Below are 25655 nucleotides of genomic sequence, written 5' to 3' on the forward strand. Positions count from 1 at the left end.
ATAGTAAAAACACTGCCCTTCCAACCCACGCGGGAAGCCCCTGTCATGAACGCACCCCTCCCCTTGCAGCACTGGACCACCACTCGCGCAGACGCCGACGCCGACGCCGACGCCGATCCCCAGGAAACCAGCGAATGGCGTGACGCCTTCCTGTCCTTGCTGCAGGCCCACGGACCGCAACGGGCCAGGTTCATGCTGGACGAACTGCACCGGCTTGCGTCCCGGGCGCATATCGCCTGGAAGCCGCCCATGGGCACGCCTTATGTCAATACCATTGCCCTGCGGCAACAAGCGCCCTTTCCCGGCGATCTTGCGCTGGAAGAAAGCCTGGGCGCCATCATGCGCTGGAACGCGCTGGCCATGGTGCTGCGGGCCAACGCCGCCTATGGCGAACTGGGCGGCCATATCGCCAGCTACGCCAGCGCGGCCGACCTGTTCGAGGTCGGCTTCAACCATTTCTTTCATGCCCGCGACACCACTGGCGGCGGGCATGCCGGCGACCTGGTGTTCTTCCAGCCCCATAGCGCTCCCGGCGTCTACGCGCGCGCCTTCCTGGAGGGCAGGCTGGACCAGGCCGACCTGGAGCATTATCGGCAGGAATTGCGCGGCCCGCGCCATGGCGCGCGCGGCCTGTCCAGCTACCCGCACCCCTATCTCATGCCGGATTTCTGGCAATTCCCGACCGGGTCCATGGGCATAGGGCCGATCAGTTCCATATACCAGGCGCGCTTCATGCGCTACCTGACTCACCGCGGCCTGGTCGATTGCAGCCGCCGCAAAGTCTGGGGGGTATTCGGCGACGGCGAAATGGACGAGCCCGAATCCATGAGCGCCCTGACGCTTGCCGCCCGCGAAGGCCTGGACAACCTGGTATGGGTCGTGAACTGCAATCTGCAGCGCCTGGACGGCCCGGTGCGCGGCAACAGCCGCATCATCGACGAACTGGAAAAACTGTTCCTGGGAGCGGGCTGGAATGTCATCAAGACACTATGGGGCAGCGATTGGGACGGCCTGTTCGCGCGCGACTATAACGGCGCCCTCAGCCATGCCCTGTCGGATACGGTCGATGGCCAGATGCAGACCTTCGCCGCCAAGGACGGGCGGTTCAACCGCGAGCATTTTTTTGGCCAGAACGAAGACCTCGAGCGCCTGGCCGAGGGCCTGAGCGACGAACAGATAGACCTGCTCAGGCGCGGCGGCCACGACCTGGTGAAGATCCATGCGGCTTATGCCGCGGCGGCCAGGCACCAGGGGCAGCCCACCGTTATCCTGGCGCACACGAAAAAGGGCTACGGCATGGGCGAGGCCGGCCAGGGCCGCATGACGACGCATTCGCAGAAGAAATTCGATCACGCCGACCTGCTGGCGTTTCGCGACCGGTTCAAGCTGCCCCTGACCGATGCGCAGGTCCAGGGGCTGGAATTCTACAAGCCGCCCGGCGACAGCCCCGCCATGCGCTATCTGCATGAGCGCCGCGAAAAGCTCGGCGGCTACCTGCCGGCCCGGCAAACCGGGGCGGCGGCCGTGCCGGTGCCGGAACTCGCCAGCTATGGGCGCTTTGCGACGCATAGCGACGGCAGCCGCGAAATGTCGACCACCATGGCTTTCGTGCGCATGCTGGGCGCCTTGCTGAAAGACGCCGCGCTGGGCCCGCGCATAGTCCCCATCGTGGCCGACGAGGCCCGCACATTCGGCATGGCCAATTTGTTCAAGCAGGTCGGCATCTATTCCAGCGTGGGGCAACGCTACGAGCCCGAAGACATCGGCTCCATATTGAATTACCGCGAGGCCATGGACGGGCAGATACTGGAAGAAGGCATCAGCGAAGCGGGCGCCATCTCCAGCTGGGTGGCGGCCGCCACCAGCTATAGCGTGCACGGCGCCGCCATGCTGCCCTTCTATATTTATTACTCCATGTTCGGCTTCCAGCGGGTCGGCGACCTGATCTGGGCCGCCGCGGACCAGCGCCCGCGCGGCTTCCTGATCGGCGCCACCTCCGGGCGCACTACCCTGGCCGGCGAGGGCCTGCAGCACCAGGATGGCACCAGCCATCTGTGGGCGGCCACGATACCCAACTGCAAGGCCTACGATCCCGCCTTCGCCTGCGAACTGGCGGTCATCCTCGACCGCGGCATGCGCGAAATGCTGGTCGAGCAGCAGGATGTGTTCTATTACATCACCACCATGAACGAAAACTACGCCCATACCGCGCTGGCCGAGGACGTCAGCGACGCCATCCTGCGCGGCGGCTACCGGTATGCGCGCCATGAAGCCGCCGGCGCCGCGGGCGGCCCCGCAGCCCGCGGCGTCACCCTGCTTGGCTCGGGCGCCATACTGACCGAAGTCATCAAGGCCGCCCGGGAATTGGCCGCCATGGGAATCGCCGCCGACGTGCTGAGCATTACCAGCTGGAGCGAACTGGCGCGCGACGGCGCCAGCCACCTGTCGGCGCGCCTTGCGGGCGAGCCCCGCCAAGGCCAGCCCTTCATCGCCGGGCTGCTGGCCGCCTGCCGCGGCCCAGTCATTGCCGCAACAGACTATGTGCGCCTGGTTCCCGAGTCCATACGCGCCTATGTCCCCGATGGCTGCGAATACATCACGCTGGGCACCGACGGCTTCGGACGCAGCGACACGCGCGCCGAACTGCGCCGGTTCTTCAATGTGGATGCCGAGGCGATAGTGAATGCCGCGCTGGTGAGCCTGGGGCAAGGCAAGCGCCCACCTCCGGCGCCCAGGCCTTGATCAGGCAGAGGATCCAGAAAGGCAAAGCGCCGAAGGAACAGGGTCGAGACCGGCGCCGCCGCTGGCTTCGACGGCCGGGGCCATCACCACTATGCCGTCGGCTGCCCGCACACCCAGCCCGTCCGGCAGGACGAACAGCGGGTTGATCTCGGCCTCCAGCAGTTGGTCGCCTAATTGCTGCACCATCTTCGAGAAGTCCACGATGGCCGAGACCAGGGCGTCGATATCCGCCTTGGGAGCGCCCCTGAACCCGTCCAGCAAAGGCCAGGCCTTGATTTTATGTACCATGGACAGGGCATCCTCGCGGCTGAGCGGGCTACCGGGCTGCAGCAAAAACAAGGTGGTATCCTGGAAAAGCTCCGCCGTCACGCCACCTATCCCCAGCAGAATCGCGGTGCCCAGGGCATCGCTGTGCATGCCCAGGATGAGCTCGACGCCGCCGGAAACCATCTCCTGCACCAGGTAGCGCTCGGGCCGGATGCCTGACCGGGCCTGCACCTCGACGGCCATCGCCGCCAGGCGCTGGCCGATGGCTTGCGGCAACACATTGACCGCCACGCCGCCGACCTCGCTCTTGTGAGTGATTGCGCTGCTCAACACCTTGAGGACCACGGGACCATCCATAGCCCTTGCGGCAGCCTCTGCCTGAGCGCTATCGGCCACGATGTTCTCGCGCACGCAAGGAATGCCAAAATGCGCAAAGAGCTGCTTGGCCTGCGCCTCGTCCTGCACCCCTTCTGGATGGCAGGCCGGCATCTGGAGGGCCGCCATCGCGGGCGACGGCTCGGAAGCTTGCCACTCGCTGGCGTAAAGCAGGCCGGTCATGGCAGCGGTGCAGCCCTCCGGCGAAAAGTAAGCGGGCACGCCGCGACGCGTGAGCAAGGCCAGGACCTCCGGGGCGTGCGGGCTCACGAAGGCTATGACAGGCTTATCCGACAGAGGCAGGCAGTCCCGAATAGCGTCAGCCATGAGTTCCGGCATCGCCAGGCTGGATGCGCCCACGACAATGATCAAGGCATCGTAAGACGGGCTGGCCAGCAACGCCCGTATGGCGGCGCGCAGCAGAGCCGGCTGCAGCCCGGCCAGGGTGACATCGATGGGGTTGCGATCCAGCGCGGCTGAATCACCGGTTTGCAATGCGCGCAAAGCCGCGGCTGTCTCAGCATCGGGCGGAGGGACTTCAAAACCGGCCAAGCCCAGACTGTCGGAAACCAGAGTCCCCGCGCCACCCGTTGATGTGAGGATGGCGACGCGTTTGCCCTTCAGGCGCCGGCCGGTCGCCAGCGCCGCCGGGATATCCATAAGCTCGCTGAACGTCTGGGCCCGGATAATGCCCACTTGCTGAAACAGGGCGTCGTACATGCGATCAGCGCCCGCCAAGGCGCCTGTGTGCGAAACAGCGGCCCGGGCGCCGGCTTCCGAGCGGCCAATCTTGAAGGCCACGATGGGCTTGCCGGCCCGGGCGGCTTTCAGGGCGGCGGCGTGGAAACGCTTGGGGTTGCGAACCGACTCTACATACAGCGCGATCACCTGCGTGGCCTCGTCGTCGGCAAGGTATTCGATGAAGTCGGCCAGTTCCAAGTCAGCTTCGTTGCTGGTGGAAACCAGCTTGGATAAGCCGATGCCGCGCGCTGCCGCGCGCGACAGCAATGAACCCAGGATACCGCCGCTTTGCGAAACCACCCCGATTATGCCGGCGGGAAACTCGTCCATCTCCAATGCGCCGGATGCTGACAGCACGATGCCGTCGGTCAGGTTGACCAGTCCGATGGTGTTGGGGCCCAGTATGCGCATGGAGCCGGCGGCTTCCAACAGTTGTTGCTGACGGCGGCTGCCGTCCTCGCCCACTTCGGTGTAGCCGCTGGCCAGCACGATGGCGGCGGCGGTGCCCCGCTGGGCCAGTTCGCGCACTGCCAAATGCGCCCGTTCCACGCCCAACAATACGATGGCGACGTCCGGCGTTTCCGGCAGCGACGCCACGTCGGGGTAGCAGGTCAGCCCACCGATGTGCGCGACCTTGGGGTTGACGGGATAGATACGGCCAGCGTAGCCGTGCTTGACCAGATATGTCACCGGACGCGATGCCGTCTTGGCAGTGTCCGCGGAAGCCCCGATAATGGCCACGCTGCGCGGCCGCAGCAATTTCTTGAGTACATCCATTCTACTTATCCCTTGGTGACGGTGCTGGCAAGAAAATCCGCCACGGCTTGATGGTGCTCGGTGCTTGTGTAACACATGCCCTGCGCTTGGCTGCCCAACGCAAAAATCTGTTGCGCGGACGATTGGAAGGACTGATTCAGAATTGATTTGCCCAATGCCAGCGCAGGGGCCGAGCCGTGGCTCAACTCCGCGGCCCAAGCCTGTGCTTGCGCCAGCAGCGTTTCGGCATTGGCCTGGCGGTCGACCAGACCGATGTCCACCGCTTCCTGCGCCGCGACTTTGCGGCCGGTGAATATCAGTTCCTTGGCGAGAGACAGTCCCACCCGGCGGGGCAGAAAGTACATGCCGCCGCCATCGGGAATCAGCCCGCGGTGGATATAGGACCAGGCGAAGCTTGCGGCATCGCTGGCCATGATGAAGTCGCAGGCCAGAGCGAGGTCGGCGCCCAGCCCTGTGGCCGGGCCATTGACCGCCGCGATGGTGGGTTTGGGCATGGCATACAGCAGCGTCTGAGCGTGATGCACGCCCTGCTGGCGGGCCCAGCCATTGAAAGCCACCTGACCGGCTGGCGCTTGCAGGCGCTGCTTCATGCCGGCGATGTCACCGCCGGCACAAAAACCATTTCCACGCCCGGTTATCACCAGCGCGCGGATGGAGGTGTCGTTCGCCACCAGTTCCAGCGCCTCTATCAGCTCGGCGCGCATGGCGTCGCTTATGGCATTGCGCTTTTGCGGACGATTCAAGGCAAGGGTAGCAATGCCGGACGACGTTTCGAGTTCAATCAATGAGAGTTCCATGGCAGACTTTATGAAAGTGATATTCGGCAAGAGGTTTACTTGCCCGAGAAAGGGCTGGGCATCGGCAAGTCGCTGGAGATCCAGACGCTTTTGGGCTCCATGTATTCCTTGACCGCCTCGATGCCGCCTTCCCGCCCGATGCCGCTATCCTTGACCCCTCCGAACGGCGTCGTGTAACTGCTGGAACGGTAATTGTTGATCCACACTGTTCCGGCCCTGATCCGATCGGCCATCAGCATCGCCCGGTGCAGGCTTCTGGTCCAGACGCCGGCGCCCAGGCCGAAGCGAATGTCGTTGGCGATGCGAATGGCATCCTCTTCATCCTGAAACCGGATTACCGACAGCACTGGCCCGAAGACTTCCTCCTGTGCGATGCGCATGTCGTTGCGAACATCGACGAACACGGTGGGCTCGATAAACTGGCCGCAGCCGTAACCAGGACCGGAGAGCGCATGCCCGCCGGCGACACAGCGCGCGCCCTCCTGCTGGGCAATGTCGATATAGCGCAGCACCTTCTCGAACTGCGGCCTGGTGGCGATGGGACCAAGTTCCATGGAGGGGTCGGCAGGGTCGCCGATCCTGGCCATCCGGATCTTGTCGAGCATGCGCTGGACAAATTCATCATGGATCGATGCCTGCAAAAGAAGGCGAGAGCCGGCTATGCAGGTCTGCCCCGATGCCGAGAAGATTCCGGTCAACGCACCGTTGACCGCGCTCTCCATATCGGCATCGTCAAAGACAATGTTGGGCGACTTGCCGCCCAGTTCCAGCGATATCCGCTTCAACCCCTCCGCGGCGGCCATGTAGATTTTGCGCCCGGCCTCATCGCCGCCGGTAAATGCTATGCGCCGCACCAATGGATGGCCCACCAGCGGGCCGCCAGCCTCGGCGCCCGAGCCCGTCACGATATTGAATACGCCGGGCGGCAGCCCCGCTTCGGCCACCAGCTTGGCCAACTCAAACAGTGATGCCGAGGTGAATTCCGATGGCTTGCAGACCATCGTGTTGCCCGCGCACAGCGCGGGGGCCATCTTCCAGCCTGTCAGTGGCAGAGAAGAGTTCCAGGGCGTGATGCTTGCCACCACGCCCATGGGCTCGTATTTGATGTAATTGAAGACCTTGGGCTTGTCGATGGGCACGACCGCCCCCTGGATCTTGTCGGCCAGCCCGCCGTAGTAATAGAAATATTTGGCCAGGTATTTGATCTGGCCCAGCACATCGTTTCTGAGCTTGCCATTGTCACGGCTTTCAATGGCGGCCAGATGCTCGGCATCCCGTTCGATCAGGGCGCCCAGGCGATGCAGGATCATGCCCCGTTCGCTTGCAGGCAGTTTCGACCACGGGCCTTCAAAGGCCTCGGCGGCAGCCTTGACAGCCCGGTCGACATCGGTGGCGTCACAGCGAGGGATCTGCGCCCAGGCTTCGCCCGTGAACGGGTCCAGCGAGTCGAACCAGCGCCCGCTGTGCGGTTCCACCCATTCGTTATTGATGAAAAGTTGATAACGGGTCATGAATCTGGCTTCCCAGTTAGTTGAACAGAAATTATGTTTATGGCGATGGCAGCAGACCTGAGACCTGCCTCGGACCAGGCTCGCGTCCCGTACACCGCCGGCCTGTGGCGCCGGGAAAATCTGGATTCTTCCCGCCTTCAATCACAATTGTCACACCGCGAGCGTAGGCGTTCAATCAACTTTTTGAGCTACAATTCATGAGTAAAAATCATACATGGAGCAAAGATGTCACGGCTTCCACCCTTGACGGCCCTGCGCGCCTTCGAATCGGCAGCCCGCAATCAAAGTTTCACAAAAGCCGCGCAGGAGCTTTTTCTCACCCAGTCAGCCATAAGCCGGCATATCCGCAACCTTGAAGAGCTGTTCGGCATGCCGCTGTTCTATCGCAGCCACCGCATGGTGACGCTGACACCGGAAGGCCATACCTATATGCATGAGCTGGTGGGGGCATTTGCGCGCATCGACCTGGCCACCCGCAAGTTGCGCTCCTCCGGCAAGCAGAACGTTCTCAATCTGCATGCGTATACCTCGTTCGCCATGAACTGGCTGATCCCGCGGCTGCCCAAATTCCTGAGCGTCAATCCGGAGATCGATGTGCGATTGACCGCATCGACGGCTCCCCTGGACTTCGATCAATCCGACATTCACGCGGCCATACGCACCATTCCCGGCGATCTCAAGGAAGGCGTCCGTGCCGACAAGTTGTTCAATTCATGGCTGATTGCAGTGGGAGGGCCGCGTGAAATCCTGTCCAGGTGGCCCCTGAACCACCCCGGCGATCTGCGCAACGTTACCTTGTTGCACTCGCTGGCCCGGCCCGATGACTGGAATGTCTGGCTAAAGTCCGTGGGCGTGCACGACATCAACCCGGCCAAAGGCATGAAGTTCGAATCTTCCGCCATGGCTTACCTGGCGGCGCAGCAAGGCTTGGGGATTGCCATTGCCCAGAACTTCCTGGTCCAGGATGACCTGCGCAAAGGCCTGCTGACTCAAGTGTTTCCGAACACTGAACTATCCGACCGTTCGTATTACTTGCTGTCCTCGCCCCGGCACGAGGGCAGCAGCGCCCTGGAGACGTTCCGTCAATGGCTGCTGGCCGAGATACAGGCAGACAAGCCCGCCTATGAGATCCCCCAGACGCACAACGAGCCGGAATGATGGCGCCGGGTTCGGCAGGCGGGTAATCCTGCGCGCCCTGCCCCATTACCCAGTGGCCAGCGAGCGAGCCTTCACATGGGCGTACCCGCTCAGGTAGCTGCCTGCGTAGAGCGCATCCACGCCGCCGTGTGGATCGGACCCGTGCATGAGCCGCCGGGCATGCTCGCTGCCCCATCCCTTGAGATCGCGCATGGCCCCCTGGGCGTCGAGTACCAGCCGGTTGCCCCGCCAGGCACGCACGGCCAGCACCGCTTGATTTAGCTGGGTCGGCGCATTTCTATCCATCTCCAGTTCAATGTTGGCCAGCAGGCGTCTGACCCCTTGCGCCGGTTGCCATGGACCGGGCGGGCCCGAGAATGCAGCATATGATGTGTCCCCCGCCCCGGCCACCGCAGCCACGGCCTGGACGCTGTTGCGCGCCTGACGCACATCGCGCGGCGCCGGACAATCCAGGTGCGGTATCCAGGGCATCCGGATATGTATGCGCTCCAACGGAGAGTCGTTGACCTGCTCCAGCATTTGCACCAGCAGATTGGCGTAAATATTGCAGGGGTAATGCTTGAAAACCAAGTTCGTGGCAGCCGCCAGGCTGGTGTCGCCGCCCACAATGCGATCCAGGCTTGCATTGCCCTCACCGAACAGCGTGGACAGCGCTCGCTGCACATCGGGCGAGGCCGACCAGCCGTGCGCGGCCAGCAGCGCCGCCTCCAGGCCATGCAGCGTACCCCAGCCGAAGTGCGTCATGCCTATCATGGACGCGGCGCTATTGACAGCCAGGCCCGACGCGCGCGTCAAGGCAATGGCCATGGCATCGCCGCATCGCGCCGCATCCAGGCGCAGCACGCGCGCCGCCGCAGCGGCGGCGGCCAGCGTGCCGAAGACTCCCGGGCTGTGAAATCCCAGCCCCGGCCTTGCGCCGGTAATGGCGCGGCGGACCCGCCAGCCGGCCTCTATACCGGCGAGCACCCCGGCCCCGAGGTCGCCATCGTCGCATGCGCCGCCCGCGGCCTCGCCGCAAATGGCTTTGCGCGCCACGCATGCCGCCAGCGTGGCTGGCAGCACGGTGTGCGACGGACCCGGATCCATGGGATCCAGGTCGGCCGCCCCCGCCAGCGTTGCCAGATAGCCGATTCCATCAAAAGGGGCGAAGAGTCCGCCCAGGAGAGCGGCGGTATCGCCCGGAAACACCCCCGGATCGGCGGCTCGCGGCCGATAGGGCCAGACCGCCTGCTCGCGCTCCACTCCCAATAAGGCACACAGCAGCGAGGCCCGTATTCCCTGGTCGACGGCGCATTGCTGCGGTTGCGAGGCCTGAGCCCAATCCGTACCGGCGACGATTTCACCCAGGGCCAACAATTCATCAGACATATTTGCTCCACACCACTTCAACAGACGAACGCGCGCCAGCCGGCCCCTCCCTCCGCGACGGCTGGCAGGAACGCAAGCCGATCCGGGCAAGCGCCATCAGACTTGCGCCAAGCGAACCCGTAATGTCCGGGCGAGGGCAGCTATTCCTCCTGCCTGCTCCAATTGCGCAAGCGCAGCCAGCACGCTATCCAGCCGCGCGATTCCCAATACCGGTTCGGCCAAAGCCGCGAATTTCGACCGCACACGCGCGGACTGCGCCGATTTGTCGGCCATCGGGATGCCGCAATCGAATGCCTGGCGCAACGCCCGGCCATCCTCCAGCGTCACCGTCACCACCGATTCACTGAGACTCATGCCTGGCACCAATTCGATGTGCACCCGGTTGAGCATCGACACCACCTCGGGCTCCGCCACCCGTGACCAGCAATCCAGATCATGGGTGGGCATACCCAGCACCGCAAAAGCAGCCGTAGCCCGCAGACTGAATTTGGCCTCCATCGCAGTAGCCGGCTGCTGGATATTGCAAATGCGGCATCCTTCGCCCGCCAGCACATGGATGCCTCGAACGCTTGCGGCATGTAAGCCATGCTGTTCGCGCAGCGCCATTATTGCTTCGATCGTCGAATGCGTGCTGTAGCATGCGGCATGGAACTTGAACAGGTTGCCCAGCAGATGAAAGCCCCCCGGCGGCTGCGCCAATGCAGCCTCCGGGTGAAAGTCGCTGCCATGGACCTGGGCGAACCCTTGCGGGCATTCCAGCACGTCCGCGCGGCTGACAAACCCTTTCTGCGCAAGCGAGGCGGCGCGCAAGCCGGCCTGCGCAGCCAGCCCCGCATGCAGCGGTTTAGCCATCGTGCCGAACATGGCCTTCAGCCCCGAGGCTTGCGTGGCTGCCACCCCCAGAGCGTGAGCGGTTTGTTCCGCGTCCAGTCCCAGCAGATGGGCACAGGCCACCGCCGCCCCCAGGCTGCCGATAGTGGCCGTGGCATGAAAGCCATTGGCATAATGGGCTGGTTCCACCAGCGCCCCCACCCGGCAGGCCGTTTCATAGCCAGACACGAAAGCAGCCAGAAACTCCGCAGCGCCGGCATTCCGCTGTTCAGCCAGCGCCAGCAATGCCGGCAGGATGGCCACTGACATATGGCCCGGAACCGTCAGATTCACATCGTCGTAGTCCAGCGCGTGAGACACCGCCCCGTTGATCAACGCCGCCTGCATCAGGGTGGCCGGCTCGGCCCGCCCGATCACGGTCGCCTGGCCATGCCCGCCCTCTTCCAGCGCGACCTCCGCCACGATCTGGCTGACGGGCTCGCCAAGGGCGCCCAGCGCACATCCCAGCCAATCCACCAAACAGTCCTGCGCCACGGTACGCACCTCTTCCGGCAGCTGCGCATACCGCAGCGACACGGCCCGGGCCGCCAGCGTGGCCGTCAGGCCCCCGGCGGCCGGCGTCACCTTTTCCCCAGTCATCGGCGCCTATCCTAGAACTGCAGACCGAGGGAGCGGATACGCTCACCCACGTCTTTGGTCTGCTGCGCCAGGGTGTCGTGCAAATCTTGAGGCGACACATACGCGGCCTCGTTTCCCTGGTCTGCCAGTTTCTTGACATATTCGGCGTCTTGAGCCATGACCTTGAGCTCCTTGCTTATTACATCGACCACCTCCTGGGGCGTGCCCTTCGGCGCGAACAGCGCGTACCAGATGGGAAATTCCATATTCGGATAGCCTGATTCGACCAAAGTAGGCACCTTGGGCAGGAATGACAAGCGCTGCGCCGAGGTCACCGCCAGCGCCACGACTTTGCCGCTATCTATCGGCTCGTTCAGCGCCGCCGAATATCCTGGTGTCGACAAATCAATGCGGCCGGCCAGCAGGTCGACCATCGCAGGCGCGGCGCCCTTGTATGGCACATGCAGCAAGGTGATGCCCGCATCCCGCGCAAAGAATGCCAGCGGCAGGTGCGTCGTCCCGCCCACGCCGGCCGAACCGTATGTCACCGTCTCATCGAGCTGCTTCTTGGCGTTCCCGACCAGCTCGGCCACGCTGTGGATGCCCGAGCTTTTGGACGCGAGCAGCACATGGGCGGATCTGGCGATACCGCCGACGGCGACGAAATCCAGCGGGTCGAATGAAAGAGTGGTGCCGGCCGGCCGCACGTGCGGATAGATAGCCATGGAGTTCGCCCCGAAATAGAGCGTGTAGCCATCGGGCTTGGCGCGGGAAGCAGCCTCCGTACCCACGATGCCGCCACCGCCAAGAAGCGTCTGGATCACAACGGACTGCCCGACCCGCTCGGACAGTTTTTCGGCCATGATGCGCGCCACGGTATCGGTGGGTCCGCCCACGCTATATGGCACGATGATCTTGATCGAGTGGTTGGGATAGTTCTGCGCCTGCGCCCCGCCGGCCATCAGGCCGATGGCCAATCCGGCCACCATCCCCAGCATACTCAGTTTCTTCATGTGATAATCTCCTCGATTGTTTGTTATATGAATAGGGTGGCCGCGGCTCAACCCTTGACCTGGGCGGCCGCCTGCTCTCCGGCACGGCGACCGAAGGTCGCTCCACGCAGCACGGACGTGGCGCCCGGATATCGGCCGTAATAAATCCCCGCCGTTTCCCCGGCGGCATATAAGCCAGGGAGCGCGGAACCGGCTTGCGTCACTACCTGGGCATTGGTATTGACTTTGAGCCCCCCGAAGGTAAAAGTGTTGGCCGAAGTAATGGGGTACGCGTGAAAGGGCGCCGGGGTACGCGTGAAAGGGCGCCGTATCCAGGGGCACGGCGTAGTTCGACTTCGGCGGGGTCAAACCGACGGTGGATAGCCCATCCATGGCTTCAGGATTGAACGTGCCATCCCGGCAGCAGCGGTTATATTCATCGACCGTGCGTTGCGCGGCCTCGCCATCGAAGCCGAGGCGGTCACCGAGCGTCCTGATGTCTGCTGCGCTTTCCGGCGGCTGATCCGTGCGCACCGTGCGGCGCCAGTTATTGATGCTGTTGATCTTGTCGTCCAGGATGCAGTAGGCAATGCCCTTCTTCTGCTCCGCAATCGTGCGGACGGCCTCCTCATAGCATGCATCGATCGGACCGGGCGCCTCATCCAGGAAACGTTTGCCCTGCCGATTGACCAGCACCCCATAAGGGTAGACCATCACCAGCGGTTCCGATGCACTGGAACGCGGATCGATCGGCTGCCCGTGATACTCCGCATAGTCGCCCGCCGGCGCGGCGCCGGCGCGCAAGGCCATTTGGATGCCTTCGCCCTTGTTGTAATAGCCGCCTCTCGAAATAGGCCGCAGGAAACGGCCCTTGGCGCCGATATAGCGCACCACCATTTCGGGGTTGCCCTGGAAGCCGCCGCAAGCCAGAATCACCGGCCCGCCTTCAAAGCGGATAGGCTGGTTTTGCACGTCCGTGGCCACCAACCCGCAGACCACGCCCGAGTCGGACTGGATAAGCTCCTTGGCGGTAATCTCGTAGAAAAACTGCACCCCCAGTTTTTCGGCGCATGCCGTGAGGGTCTCGACCAGTTGCAAGCCTCCGCCGACCACCGCGATGCGCGGCGACGGTCGCGGAATCAGCCCGTAGAAACCCGTGCCGCCGAACTGAATACCGTGGCTCTTGAGCCAGGCGATGACATCGGGCACCGAATCCACGAAAAAGGAAATCAGCTCGGGATCAGTGAAGGGCAGCGCTCGCACCAAAGGGGGCCAGTTCTCGTAATCCAGTACCGTGGCGGCCTGGAAATCGGGCTGGATGTAGTAGCCGCTGTTCTCCATTAGCAGCGTCTCGAAGTCGCCGGAGACTTCCTGCTCGTTCTTCATGCGCAGGCAGGCCTCGGTATAGCGCGTATTGCCGCCGCGCTCATCATAGGTCGAGCGTTCCAGGACCGCCACTTTCGCTCCGGATTCGGCCGCCGCCACCGCGGCGCTCAGCCCAGCCACCCCGCAACCCACTACTATCACATCAAAGTTGTGAATATTCTGTCCCATCCTCATATCCTTTTTTTAATCCATCAGCCACGACAAAGCATTCACCATATGCTTAGTGCATGCAGGTCATCTTACCGATTCCCCTGCCCCCTCTCAATTGATTATTTTTGTAAAATGCATGACTGCCAATCATGCATTGGGCAGGGCTGGCGTTCAAACGCCACCCCATGGATGAACAGATTTCATGCAAGGATATTTGTCGCGCAAACCGGAAAAGAATGCGAACCGCCGGCTCGACCGGTCTTGCAAGCGGTGGCAAGAACAGCAGCCGGGCGCCGCAGAACGGAATTTATATACGCTGCGCCAACTCGTCATCGGCGGCGGATGCGACGCCGATACCGCTATTGACCGGCAGCCGGGCCACTACTTCCCTTCGAATCAACCGGTTCGACTGGCTCTCGGGCAGCAACTGGTAGCCGTCCTCGCCCATCAGTTCGCGGGCGGCGCGCGCCGGCCAGTTGGGATCCCAGATCAATTCGCGAGCCAGCGCCACCAGATCGGCCCGGCCTTCGCGGAGGATCTGCTCAGCCTGGTTCGCGCGCGTGATCAGCCCGACCGCCATAGTGGCGATATTCGCCTGTCGGCGCACCTGCGCGGCAAACTCCACCTGATAGCCGGGGACACGGCGCACGATAGGCATGGACGAATCGCCGGAGATGCCGCCCGAGGAGCAATCCACCACGTCCACACCCCGTTCGCGCAACGCACAGGCCAGCGCGACGGTGTCCTCGATGCCCCACGCGCCACCCTTGCCATCGACAGCTGAAACCCGAAAGAATAGCGGCAGGGTCGCCGGCCAGGCGCGGCGAACCGTTTCCGCGATCTCGAGAGCCATGCGCATCCTGGCCTCGCGGCTGCCACCGTAACCGTCGGTTCTGTGATTCATCACGGGTGAAAGAAACTGATGAATCAGATAGCCGTGGGCGCCGTGGATCTCCAGAACCTCATATCCGGCGTCGAGCGCGCGCAGCGTCGCGTCGCGCCAGCATTGCAGATGCGCGCGGATGTCGCTTGCGTCCATGACGCGGACCTTGGGCCACGCTCCCTGCGCAGGAAGCGCGCTGGGCACGAGGCATTCCCATGGCTTCATGCCGGCATGCGCATCCTCGTCCGTCAGCCGCCGCCAATCGTGCTCGGCATCATGACAGGAGCCTCTTCCGCCCGCATGCCCCAGCTGGACGCCGGGACTGGCGCCTTGCGCCTTGATGAAATCCGTGATGCGGCGGTAGCTTGCGATGTGGGAGTCGTTCCATAGGCCGGCGCAAGCGTAGCTCTTGCGGCCCGCAGCTTCGATGGCAGTTTCCTCTCCGAACACCAGCGCGGCGCCGCCGACAGCGAACTTGCCGAAGTTGACCAGTTGCCAATCGCCGGGGGCGCCGTCCTGCGATTCGTACTGGCACATGGGCGAGGCGACAATGCGATTGCGCAGCGTCAGGGAGCGTATCTTCAGCGGCGTCAAGAGCAGGGGAGCCGCGCCGTCGGACATGACTTCGGTAGGCGTATGTACCATATGCTGTATCCATGAAATGGTCTATAGGATACACAATACCGCCGACCTACTCCTTGCGGCTTTGCCAGACTTCACCGTATGGCAGCATCCCTGTCGCCGGGTGGCAGTTTACATACTCGAAGCAATTGCCTTGCATCAACACGAACAACTCGTGCCATGTCACGACTTCGCGCTTTTCCTTATAAAGACGATTCATGGCGATGGCATGGCGGTAAATGTCCAGATGCGTTTCATGCGTCGCGGCCCATTCCTCGAGCTTTTGCAACGATACAAACGCGCCCAGCACTGAAGTTTCAGCGCGCGCTGTGCCATCTTCGCTCAGGTTCGTCATGATGCGCAGCGACAGGCAGCCCGTATCAGGCTTGTTATTGGCCAGGTAGCTCATACCCCGGTGCAGTTTTGGCTGCAGGCTTTCCATATAGTCATCGAGCTGGGCCTGGCCGGCGCCCTCCCAATACTGGCCGGAGCGCAGAATCGTGACGTTATGCGGCACCAGGACCATCAAGTGCGCGCCGTGGGAAGCCGGCTCCGTTCGCGGAATCGGACTTTTCCCATAGGGGCTGTCCAGGGGGTCGATCGCCGACACCGGAAGACGGTCGCGCGCGGCGCCAAAAAAACCGTTGGTGGTGATGGGCACAATGACGGAATCCGCCGTCCTGCTGAATCCGATGCGGTATTCAGGCCCCGAATAAATCGTTTCGTGGCGGTCGTATGGCACGACTATCGCCTCGCACCAATAGCCGTACTCGCCCTCGAGCCGCTCTTGGGCGGACAGCCATTGCTTGAAGCCGCTCTCGATCAGCCATTTGGCATACCGGGTCGGATCCGTCCAATAAGCGACGAGTATCCCATTGGTGTAGCCGGCATCGTCATGGCAGCGCATGGTTTCCAGGGATTCCGGGCCGCTGCCGCTATCCAGCTTTTGTCTCAGCAAGTCATAGAAGGCCTGCTCCGCAGGCCATTCCAATGACTTTCCTTGTACACCAAAATAGACGCTGACGAGCGTGGGCACTGGGCGCGTCCAACGCAAGGAATAGCGCGGCGCGGCTGGCTGGTGGCCTTCGGGCCGGCGCGCCGCTACTGTTCTTTCGTATTCGATGTGAAAAGGCATGTCAATGTCTCACTGTGATGATGCGGATGCCGACTGCACCGCAAGCATAGGCCGGTCTTCAACGGTCAGGCGGAAAACGTCCGGCCTGGCGTAATGCCCCACGACGTCGAAGTCGAACTTGCTGCGCGCCAGATCGGCGGTATCGAGCTCAGCCACCAGTATGGTCTCGCCCGAAAAATCGGGACCTGCGACGATTTTGCCGTAAGGATCCACAATGACGCTGCCGCCGCGCATCAAGACATCGCCTGGCGCATCCGTGATGTGGTTCTTGAGCGCGTCGGAAACGTCGCCGCGTTTAAGGTACTGACACGCCGAAAGCACAAAACAGCGGCCTTCCAGCGCCACATGCTGCATCGTGGGAACCCAGGTGTCCCGGTCGTCGGCGGTCGGCGCGCAGTAGATCGCCACGTGCTTGTCATACATTGCTGTACGCAACAGGGGCATGTAATTTTCCCAACAGATGACGGCGCCCATATTCCCCCAGGGAGTCGGCACGGCCGTGAGGGTCGATCCGTCCCCAAACCCCCAGCACAGACGCTCGGCGGCGGTAGGCATAAGCTTGCGATGCTTACCCATGAGCCCGCCGTCTTTGCCAAAGAATAAGGCCGTGCAGTAAAGCGTGCCGCCGTCCCGTTCGATGACGCCCATGGTCACGAACGTGCCGGCGTCGCGTGCCGCTTGCGCCAAGATCTCGGTTTCCGGACCCGGCACCGCGATGGCTTGTTCAAAGTACCAGCGGAATTCTTCCCGGCCGGCGGCGGTGCGCATGCCAACGGCGATCTCGAAGTTCGCGCCTTTGGGGTAGCCGCCGATAAACGCTTCGGGGAACACCGCGACGTCGACGCCTTTGCGTCCGCACTCGGCGATAAGCTTGGCAGCCTTTTCGACGCTGGCCTGCGTGTCTCCCGCTATGGGCGAGGCTTGTACTACTGCTGCTAAAAACTGCGACATCTGATTCGACTCCTTAAATTCCCAAATATGTGCGACGGATTTCGTCGTTGGATTCCAGCTGATCGGCGGTGCCTTCCATGGCGATGCGCCCGCTTTCCAGCACGTAGGCTCGACCCACTACCTTTAGCGCGCTGGCGACGTTCTGCTCGATAAGCAAAACCGCAATTCCTTCCTGGTTCACTTTCATGATGGCGCTATGCACCTCGTCCACCATCATCGGGGCCAGTCCATGGCTGGGCTCGTCAAGCAGCAGCAGGCGCGGATCCGCTATGAGCGCCCGCCCTATCGCCACCATCTGTTGCTCGCCGCCGGACAGTGTGCCCGCCGCCTGAGCACGGCGCTCTTGCAGACGCGGGAACAGCTCGTAGCAACGCTGTATGCTTGCCTCGAGATCCGACTTGCGGCGGTGATAGCCGCCCAAAAGCAGGTTCTCGTATACCGACATCTCGGGAAAGACGTGGCGCCCTTCTGGAACGCAGGCAATACCCATGGCGACCCGCCGGTGCGCCGGTACTTGCGCAAGGTCTTGGCCATGCAGTGTCATGCGCCCCTGCGTACGGGGCAGAAGCCCGCAAATCGCCTTGATGATGCTGGTTTTTCCCGCAGTATTTGCGCCCAGTATCGCGACGGTCTCGCCTTCGTTGACGTGCAAAGATACGTCGTGCAGTATCGGCCGCGGGCCATAGCCGCCCGAAAGCTTAATTATGTCTAGCATGCTCGCCTCCCAGATAAGCCGCGACAACGTCCGGGTTGACGGACACCTCGGCCGGGGTGCCGTCGGCAATCAACTTGCCGAAGTTCAATACGAGCAGACGTTCCGACAGGCGCATGATGGCCCGCATATGATGTTCGACAACGATCAATGTCAACCCATCGCGATCGCGCAACTCGCGCAACGTCGCGATGACCGTATCCATCTCGAGCGGCGTCAACGCGGCCATCACTTCATCCAGCAGCAAAATGCGCGGCTGTGTTGCCAAGGCGCGGGCGACTTCGCCAAGCGCGCGCTGAGGGAAGGTAAGGCTGTCCACGTCAACGTCCGCGATATTGCGCAGGCCAACGCGATCGAGGCAGTCCAGCGCCAAAGCACGCGCCTCGCGCACTGGATGGCGTAGCAGGCCGGCGGTGGTCACGTTGTCGAGCAATGACATTTCCGGAAACAAGGCCGTGTTTTGAAATGTCTTTGTCATGCCTTGACGCGCAATAACGTGGGGACGCTTTCCGCTGACGTGCTGCCCGTCGAAAAGCACATGCCCGCTAGTCGGCCGGTGCAGCCCCACGAGCATGCTGAACAGAGTTGTCTTGCCGGCGCCGTTAGGTCCGATCAACCCGATGATCTCTTTCGGCTGAACGGCGAACGAGACCTTATCCACCGCCACCAGCCCGCCGAAACGGACCGTTAGCTGATTTGCTTGCAATATCGTCATGATTTCCCCGCCGCGCTTTGCCGCGCCGTGGCGAGCGCATTTGCGCTGCCATCGGCCTCTGTCCGCTGCTTGCCGCGCCGCGGCTGGAAAATCGACACCAGCCCGCGTGGCCGCAGCACTACGATCGCCACCAGCGCCACCCCAAAGATGAATGGGGCGATACCTGCGGCATTGTTCGAAAAGTATCCAATCAGAAACTCTTCCAGCGGAACGACGATCAACGCCCCGATGATAGGCCCGGCCAATGTGCCGACCCCGCCCACAATCGCAATCAGCGCGGCGCGTATCGATATGTGGGCAACACTGAAGACGCTTTCGGGATCGAAAAAGAAAGTGAACTGCGCGAACAAGGTACCGGTCGCCGCGGTGAGCGCCGCCGAAATGAGGGCGCCCATCAGCTTGACCTTGAGGGTGTTGACGCCCGAGACCTCGGCGGCTTCCTCGTTTTCACGCACGGCGCGCAACAGGTAACCCATGCGGCCGTAGGCCAGGTAGGCAAATACGCCCGACACGATGATGAACAGGCCGACGAACAGGTATATATAGTTACCCGCGCCGCGGAACTGCATCATCGCCCAGGAATCGCCCACAAAGGGAACTGAAATCCCCTGCGGACCGCCCGTAACGCTTGACATTGACGTCGCCAGAATACGGCAAGCCTCGCCGAATGCCAGCGTGGCCAAGGCGAAGTAAGGCCCTTTCAATCGCATGGTAGGCAGGGACAGCAGCAATGCCGCGAGCATCGCGAACACCATGCCGACCAGAATACCTAGCCATGGCGAAATCCCCCACATCACCTGCAACACCGTGGAGGAATATGCCCCGATGCCAAAAAAGGCGGCGTGGCCCAGAGATATCTGGTTTGCCAGCCCACCCACGATATTCCAGCATTGGCCCAGCGTCGCGGCCAGAAGCACCAGGCATACGACGCGCGCCGCATAGCCGCGTGGGTCCAGCACATTGGCCAGCACGACGGCGATTATGGAGATCGCCAGGACCAATAATAATGAGCGCTTCATCGTGCGACCCTCCCCAGCAGCCCTTGGGGACGGAAGGCCAGGACCGTAATGAATACCACGAACAGGACCAGATTCTGTAGTTGTATGGGCATGAACAGTGTAGACACTGACTGGATGATGCCCACGATAATGCCCCCTACCAGCGCGCCCTGGACGCTACCGAGGCCTCCAAGAACCACCACCGTAAACATGAGCACGACAAACTGGGCGCCGGCCGTGGGGCTGACCGCCGTATACGAGAGGATGATGCCGCCCCCGAACGCCGTCAGCCCGGTGCCCAGCCCGAATGCAATGGTGTATATAAAACGCGTGTCGATGCCGAACAGCTGCGCCGCGTCGCGGTTCTGCGAGGTTGCCCGAATCGCCCGGCCTGTCCAGGTATGGTTGAGCAGCCAGCCCAGCAGCAGCGACATCGCCAGCGCCGATACAAAAGCGACCACATATGGCACAGACAGGAAAATGGGGCCGATTTCGAACGCCATGGTCTGGTAGGGAGTTCTGACCGACCGGAAATCGGAGCCGAAAATCAGCAGGGCGCCATTTTCGAGCACGGCAAGCAAGCCGACCGTAAGGAAAATCTGGGCCACCGGCGACGCGTCCAGAATATACTGGACGAACAAGCGCTGACACAGCGCGCCGAGCAAGAATCCCACGCCTAGCGCAATGAAGGCGCCGAAAATCGGATCCAGGCCCAGATAGGACCAGGCAAACCAGGCGGCGTACATGCCCACCATCAGGAATTCGGCCTGTGCGAAATTGACGATCTTGAGGACGCCGAAGACGAGCGACAGCCCGACGGCAATGACGCCGTAGACGCCGCCAATCAAGATACCGTCAACCAGTGTCTGTATAAACGCTGACATGTCACCCGGCCCCTTTTTGCATTAAGACGATAGAAGTCACTTCACTTCCTTCCCTATCCAACGGGGCGCAGCTTTGGCGTCCGCGTCCGGAAAGACCGTTACCAAACCATCGCCACGCCATTGCACAAAAATCGGATAAGCCGTGGCGCTCAGTCCCGTCGCACCGAAAGCGGTGCAGCCACCAGGTATGCCAGCCGAAAAACCGTCGCATTTCCTGAGGGCCGCAATCGCGTCACGCACTTTTTCGGAGTCGGTCGATTTGGCGTTCAGTATCGCCTGCAGCATGTGCTGCAGCGCCGCACCGTACATCAGCGCTTCGTGCGCCATGAAGACCCCGTACTTTTGCTTGTAGCGTTCGGCGACATCGGGCAATGCATCGTAGTTGGCCGGCGCGATCGAATACACGTCTTCGGCAAATTTGCCCAGGCCCTTTTGAAAGTCGGGGACGATGTAGCCTGCGGCTCCGCCGATTACAGGCAAGTCAATTTTTTGCTGACGCATCGTGCGGATGATAAGCAAGGCATCATTAAAGTAAGAGACTGGGAAAACCAGTTGCGCGTCCGATCGGCGCAGCTTGTTGATCAATGGCGCGACATCGGTGATGCCTAGCGGATACGCGTCGTCAATGACGATTTCGACATTGGCGTTCTTGGCGGCCTTGCGTATTCCTTCAGCCTGCGCGGTGCCGTAGGCGGTATCCTCGTAAAAGAGCGCGACCTTGGTAATCTCGTTGCCGGCCTTCGCGGCAACATCTATCGCATACTGAAATTGCTTCTCGCCGAAAGTCGTCGCCTTGGGCGTCACCTGGAAAATGTAGCGATAGCCCCGGCCGGTTATTTGATCTGCGAACGAGTGCGTGATCATCGGTGTGCCGGTGCGCTCTGTAACTTCAGACGCCGCAAGGGTGACCGAGCTGACAAACGCTCCCACCACGCCAACCACGCCTTCACGGCTGACGAGGCGCTGAACCGCGGACGCGGCGGCATTGGGCTGCGGCACATCAGCATAGACGAGGTTTACATCAATGTCGTGCCCGCTCTTGAAATCCTCGAGCGCCATTTCTATGCCATTACGCGCGTTGATGCCGAACTGGGCGTTGGCGCCGCTCAGCGGCAGCACCACCCCGATATTGATTGGAGCGGCATAGGCAACAGATGACGCAGCCCATGCAGCGATTGCCAGCGACAAGCTGGCGGCGACCGTACGTAACATGACATTTCTCCTTCGTTATCCAATATGGTGGAACTGCGGCCAGTATAGGTAGGGCCGCCATAGTCGTCAATTTTTTGCGACGAATTTTCATGAAAGCTATCGTAAACACCTATACATCATTGTATATATTTGATATTTACCTTAATATTGTTGTCGAGATATCTCGACACACAAGGAGCGGACGATGATAGAACAATTGGCGGCGCTGGGGCTGGACGACAAGGAACAGCGCTTTTACCTGGCAGCGCTGCAACTGGGCGCGGCGCCCGTGGCCGACGTCGCCGTACGCGCCGGCGTCACGCGCACCAATGGCTACGACTTGCTGGAGCGGCTTGAAAGACGCGGGCTGCTAAGCCAGACGCAAGAGGTGAAAGGCGTGCGCAAGGTCGTGGCGGAAGATCCTGCGGTACTGATCCGCGATTGGGAACGCACGCGGATGATGCTCAACGAACTCGTCCCCGAACTTCGCTCCATATACAGCGGGGCGTCGAGCCGGCCCCGCACCCGGTTATACGAAGGGCGCGCCGGTATAGAACGGGCTTTATGGGACACGCTGGAATGCCGAAGCAAGACCCTGTATGGGGTGCTCTCGATGCACGAACTGCGCGAAGTCCCCGGCCTGCAATGGATGGAGGGCTTCATTTCCGAGCGGGTCAAACGCGGCATACAACTGAATGTCCTGCGCTCGCGTTCGCGTGAAACGGAAAACATATGGACTTCCGAGTCGCTGCGCGAGGTGCGCTTCGCGCCTGGCGGCGTGGACCTTGGCATGACGATGTACATCAATGATGACACTGTGACATACGTTTCGTCCAAGAAGGAGAATTATGCCCTGGTCATCGAGAGCCGGGAGCTGGGCTTGCTGAACCGCTCCTTTTTTGACTCGCTCTGGCGCATGGCGGCGCCGCAAGAGGCCCCATAGGCGCTGGCTTCCGTACCCTGGCTGAACCAGCCTCGCCATAGCAGTATTTTCGCGGCCCCTGGCCTACCTAGCTCCCGATCACCCCACCGTCATCCTTGGTGATGACGATGGTCGATGAACGCGGCACCGAGTCGCCGCCGTCCGGCCAGTGGCTGTCGCCCTCTTCGCCCGGGTGCTGGATATTGATGAACATGGTCTTGCTGTCGGGAGTGAAGGTGATGCCTGTGACTTCGCATTCCCTGGGGCCGACAAAGAAGCGGCGTATTTCCTTGCTTGCGGGGTCCGCGCACAGCATCTGGTTATTGCCCTGGCCCTCGTATTCGCCCGAGTTGCTGTACTTGCCATCGGTCTGGATCCACAAACGGCCGGCTTTATCGAAGGCCAGGCCGTCGGGACTGTTGAATGTATTGCCGGCAGTGATGTTCGCCGAGCCCGACTTCAGATCGCCGCGGTCGGTGTATTTGACCGGGTTGCCGGCGAGCACGAAGATATCCCACTCGAAGCTCGTTGCGGCGGCATCGCCGCCGGCTTCGCGCCATCGCACGATTTGCCCGTAGATATTGGCCGCGCGCGGGTTGGCCGCGTCAGGCGCCGCGCGCTTGTCGTTGTTCGTCAAGGTAACGTAGACTTCGCCGCTGGCCGGATGCACGCTGACCCATTCGGGGCGGTCCATCTTGGTGGCGCCCACCGCGTCCGCGGCCAGGCGCGTGTTGACCAGGATTTCCGCCTGGCTGGCAAAACGGGCATCGGCGGCAAGCGTGGCGTTTGCTGTCTTGTCCAGCGGGATCCATACGCCTACGCCCATGAAGTCGTCGCTGGCCCTGCCATCATCGAATCTGGCGACGTACAGTTTGCCGGCGTCAAGCAGGGCGGAATTGTCGCCGCCTTCCTGATAAATTCCCTCGGATACGAACTTGTAAATGTAATCATCGCGCTGGTCGTCGCCCATGTAGATGACGACGCGCTTGTCGGCAGACAAGGCACAGGCCGCGTTTTCGTGCTTGATGCGGCCAAGCGCCGTGCGCTTCTTGGGCGTGGACGAAGGGTCGAATGGATCGATTTCCACGATCCAGCCGTAGCGGTTGGATTCATTCGGCTCCTTGGCGTAGTCGAATCGGTCAACGAACTCTTCCCAGCGGTAGTCCGAGCTTTTGGCCGCCAGGCCATAGCGCTTTTGCGCCGCAGTACGGGAGTCATTGCCCGACGTGGTGCCGAAGTAGTTGTTGAAGTTTTCCTCACAGGTCAGGTAGGTATCCCAGGGCGTCCAGCCGTTCCCGCAATTGTTCAATGTGCCAAGCACCCGGGTTCCGCCGGGATCCGCTTTGGTCTTCAGCAGATCATTGCCCGCGGCCGGGCCCGTGAGAACCATTTCAGTCGAGGCGGTGATGCGGCGGTTGTAGCGGGAGCCTGGCTTGATCTCCCATTTGCCGGCGCTGTTGCGCGCAATGTGGATCACCGAGACGCCGTGGGCGTTCATCGCCTTGGCGGTTTTGTCCGCCGTCCAGGGCTTGCCGCCCTTGGCCCCGAACAGCCATATATAGTTGCCGCCCTCCACGGTCGTGTACTCATGGTTTACCACCAGCAGGCCTTCGGCGCTGCTGCCGTCTATGGGGAAGAAATGAATGCCGTCGTGATTGTCGCCGACCTGGCGGGCCTGCGCCGCGGCGTCGCCGCCGCCGTCGGTTTTCCACGCGGGAGCGTCGGCGAATAACGGCGTTCCCCAAGGGGCGAAGACGGCGGCAGTGTAGCCGGCGGCGATTTTGACCGTGTCGTCCGTCGAGATCGGGATGGCGCTGAAGCCTAGCAGGGAAGACGCTTGTTCATTGCTGCCTTCGCCCTTGTTTTTGGCATGGACAGCCAGGGGGCCGGCCAGGAATACGGCGGCCGATAATCCGATGCCAGACTTCAGAAAGCCGCGGCGGCTGCATGCTCGCTCGACGACGAGCTGGAAATGTTCGTTCTCCGAGGTGTTGGCCGGAAGATCTTCGGAATCGGGAGTGCGATAGTTTTGCATGGGGCTGCTCCATGGCATGGCAAGGTGAAGCGCCCAGTATCCAATGTGCTCATTGCAGCAATATTAAGCCGGCCCGGCATCCTGCTCCTTCGCATTTCCTCAGGAAAAAGCCGCCACTTCCGCCTCGCCCAAGGGTAAACCCGGATTCTTCTTCTTTCGTAGAATCGTATACGATTCTACGAAAGAGGCGAGATATATGGAATGGTTGAATTCAGTTGTCAGGCAGGAGGAGTTCGATGAAATCAAGAATACGTCGTTGGGCAAGCTGGTCCGCGACTATCTTCTGAATCAGATTATGTCGGGCGCGCTAAGCCCGGGCCAGGCCTTGCGCGAGCCCGAACTCGTCGAACAGATGAAGGTGTCCCGCGCGCCGGTGCGGGAAGCCTTGCGTGAACTCGAAAGCATGGGGCTCGTGGTGTCGCGCAAGCACTCGGGTGTGTATATCCGCGAGCTCTCGGAAGACGAGGTCCGGGACCTGTATCAGTTTCGTGCGCTCATGGACAACCATGCGGGCCGAATGGTGGCCCTCCTGCCCAAAGAGCGGCGCGGCGAGCTCGTGGCGAAGCTCGAGCCCTGCGCCGCCGCAATGGACCAGGCCATCAGCGAAGACAATGTCCAGGCGTACTACAACGCCAATCTGCAGTTTCACTGGCTCTTCATCGAGTACGCCGGCAATCGCGAGATCGCCAAGAACTATCGCGAGCTTATCCAGAAATTGCATCTTGCGCGGGTGAAGAACCTGTCCACCAAGGACCACCGCAAGAAGTCCAATGCCGAACATAAACAGATTGTGCGCGCTCTGCGCGACGCAGCATCCATAGCAAGCGCCCACCACTGCGCGGAGCTCCTGTCGCATCACGTCGTCAACGCCTACGCGCGACTGTCGGAAATGTGA

The 25655-nt window shown here is 61.9% G+C and carries 19 protein-coding genes; 4 read left to right on the plus strand and 15 right to left on the minus strand.

The genetic code is table 11. The features are described 5' to 3' along the window. The first annotated feature begins 45 nt into the window (after positions 1-45). Positions 46-2742: an alpha-ketoglutarate dehydrogenase gene (gene mdeB / locus BUB23_RS05235; protein ID WP_073102026.1), complete on the plus strand. Its 2697-nt coding sequence runs from the start codon at positions 46-48 to the stop codon at positions 2740-2742. Here mdeB and BUB23_RS05240 read toward each other — a convergent pair whose 3' ends face one another. From BUB23_RS05240 to BUB23_RS05250, 3 genes are read right to left on the minus strand one after another with little or no spacing between them, the layout of a single operon-like run. After that, positions 2743-4902, minus strand: coding sequence for an acetate--CoA ligase family protein (locus BUB23_RS05240; RefSeq protein ID WP_084135762.1), 2160 nt, complete (start codon positions 4900-4902; stop codon positions 2743-2745). Positions 4903-4907: 5 nt separating this feature from the next. After that, the gene (locus BUB23_RS05245; protein ID WP_073102027.1) at positions 4908-5699 is read right to left on the minus strand and encodes an enoyl-CoA hydratase/isomerase family protein; all 792 of its coding nucleotides are present in this window, start codon (positions 5697-5699) and stop codon (positions 4908-4910) included. A gap of 35 nt (positions 5700-5734) precedes the next feature. Further along, positions 5735-7210, minus strand: coding sequence for an aldehyde dehydrogenase (locus BUB23_RS05250; RefSeq protein WP_073102028.1), 1476 nt, complete (start codon positions 7208-7210; stop codon positions 5735-5737). 225 nt (positions 7211-7435) lie between these two features. On the opposite strand from BUB23_RS05250, the gene gcvA reads away from it, so the two are divergent. After that, complete coding sequence (gcvA, locus tag BUB23_RS05255) at positions 7436-8368, plus strand: transcriptional regulator GcvA (protein WP_073102029.1); 933 nt, start codon at positions 7436-7438, stop codon at positions 8366-8368. Between the two features lie 45 nt (positions 8369-8413). Here gcvA and BUB23_RS05260 read toward each other — a convergent pair whose 3' ends face one another. The 11 genes from BUB23_RS05260 to BUB23_RS05315 form a co-directional block, all read right to left on the minus strand. Continuing rightward, the gene (locus BUB23_RS05260) at positions 8414-9736 is read right to left on the minus strand and encodes an MmgE/PrpD family protein (RefSeq protein ID WP_073102030.1); all 1323 of its coding nucleotides are present in this window, start codon (positions 9734-9736) and stop codon (positions 8414-8416) included. A 96-nt stretch (positions 9737-9832) separates the two neighbouring features. Further along, the gene (locus BUB23_RS05265; RefSeq protein ID WP_073102031.1) at positions 9833-11206 is read right to left on the minus strand and encodes an MmgE/PrpD family protein; all 1374 of its coding nucleotides are present in this window, start codon (positions 11204-11206) and stop codon (positions 9833-9835) included. Between the two features lie 11 nt (positions 11207-11217). After that, entirely contained in the window at positions 11218-13731 is a 2514-nt protein-coding gene (locus tag BUB23_RS27780) for a tripartite tricarboxylate transporter substrate-binding protein (protein ID WP_425439524.1), read from the minus strand. A gap of 289 nt (positions 13732-14020) precedes the next feature. Continuing rightward, the gene (locus BUB23_RS05280; protein WP_143160886.1) at positions 14021-15241 is read right to left on the minus strand and encodes an NADH:flavin oxidoreductase/NADH oxidase; all 1221 of its coding nucleotides are present in this window, start codon (positions 15239-15241) and stop codon (positions 14021-14023) included. A gap of 46 nt (positions 15242-15287) precedes the next feature. After that, entirely contained in the window at positions 15288-16352 is a 1065-nt protein-coding gene (locus BUB23_RS05285) for a phenylacetaldoxime dehydratase family protein (RefSeq protein WP_073102033.1), read from the minus strand. Positions 16353-16361: 9 nt separating this feature from the next. After that, the gene (locus BUB23_RS05290) at positions 16362-17303 is read right to left on the minus strand and encodes a carbon-nitrogen hydrolase family protein (RefSeq protein WP_073102034.1); all 942 of its coding nucleotides are present in this window, start codon (positions 17301-17303) and stop codon (positions 16362-16364) included. 13 nt (positions 17304-17316) lie between these two features. Beyond that, positions 17317-18018, minus strand: coding sequence for an ABC transporter ATP-binding protein (locus BUB23_RS05295; protein WP_073102035.1), 702 nt, complete (start codon positions 18016-18018; stop codon positions 17317-17319). Beyond that, positions 18002-18730, minus strand: a complete 729-nt coding sequence (locus tag BUB23_RS05300) for an ABC transporter ATP-binding protein (protein WP_073102036.1) — start codon at positions 18728-18730, stop codon at positions 18002-18004. The genes BUB23_RS05295 and BUB23_RS05300 overlap by 17 nt, the downstream gene beginning before the upstream one ends. Then, positions 18727-19749, minus strand: coding sequence for a branched-chain amino acid ABC transporter permease (locus BUB23_RS05305; protein WP_073102037.1), 1023 nt, complete (start codon positions 19747-19749; stop codon positions 18727-18729). Before BUB23_RS05305 ends, BUB23_RS05300 begins: the two co-directional genes overlap by 4 nt. After that, positions 19746-20612: a branched-chain amino acid ABC transporter permease gene (locus BUB23_RS05310; protein ID WP_073102038.1), complete on the minus strand. Its 867-nt coding sequence runs from the start codon at positions 20610-20612 to the stop codon at positions 19746-19748. Before BUB23_RS05310 ends, BUB23_RS05305 begins: the two co-directional genes overlap by 4 nt. Before the next feature lie 36 nt (positions 20613-20648). Then, positions 20649-21824, minus strand: coding sequence for an ABC transporter substrate-binding protein (locus BUB23_RS05315; protein ID WP_073102039.1), 1176 nt, complete (start codon positions 21822-21824; stop codon positions 20649-20651). Positions 21825-22008: 184 nt separating this feature from the next. Here BUB23_RS05315 and BUB23_RS05320 point away from each other — a divergent pair, with 184 nt between their 5' ends. Further along, a complete protein-coding gene (locus BUB23_RS05320) occupies positions 22009-22746 on the plus strand; it encodes a TrmB family transcriptional regulator (protein WP_073102040.1) in 738 nt (245 codons plus the stop codon). A gap of 67 nt (positions 22747-22813) precedes the next feature. Here the strand turns inward: BUB23_RS05320 and BUB23_RS05325 are convergent, their stop codons facing one another. After that, on the minus strand, positions 22814-24760 hold the full coding sequence (locus tag BUB23_RS05325) for a PhoX family protein (protein ID WP_073102041.1): 1947 nt from the start codon (positions 24758-24760) through the stop codon (positions 22814-22816). A 196-nt stretch (positions 24761-24956) separates the two neighbouring features. Between BUB23_RS05325 and BUB23_RS05330 the strand changes: the two genes are divergently transcribed. Continuing rightward, the gene (locus tag BUB23_RS05330) at positions 24957-25655 is read left to right on the plus strand and encodes a GntR family transcriptional regulator (protein ID WP_073102042.1); all 699 of its coding nucleotides are present in this window, start codon (positions 24957-24959) and stop codon (positions 25653-25655) included.

Origin of the sequence: Pollutimonas bauzanensis, from assembly GCF_900129885.1 — a bacterium.
Lineage (GTDB): Bacteria > Pseudomonadota > Gammaproteobacteria > Burkholderiales > Burkholderiaceae_B > Pollutimonas > Pollutimonas bauzanensis.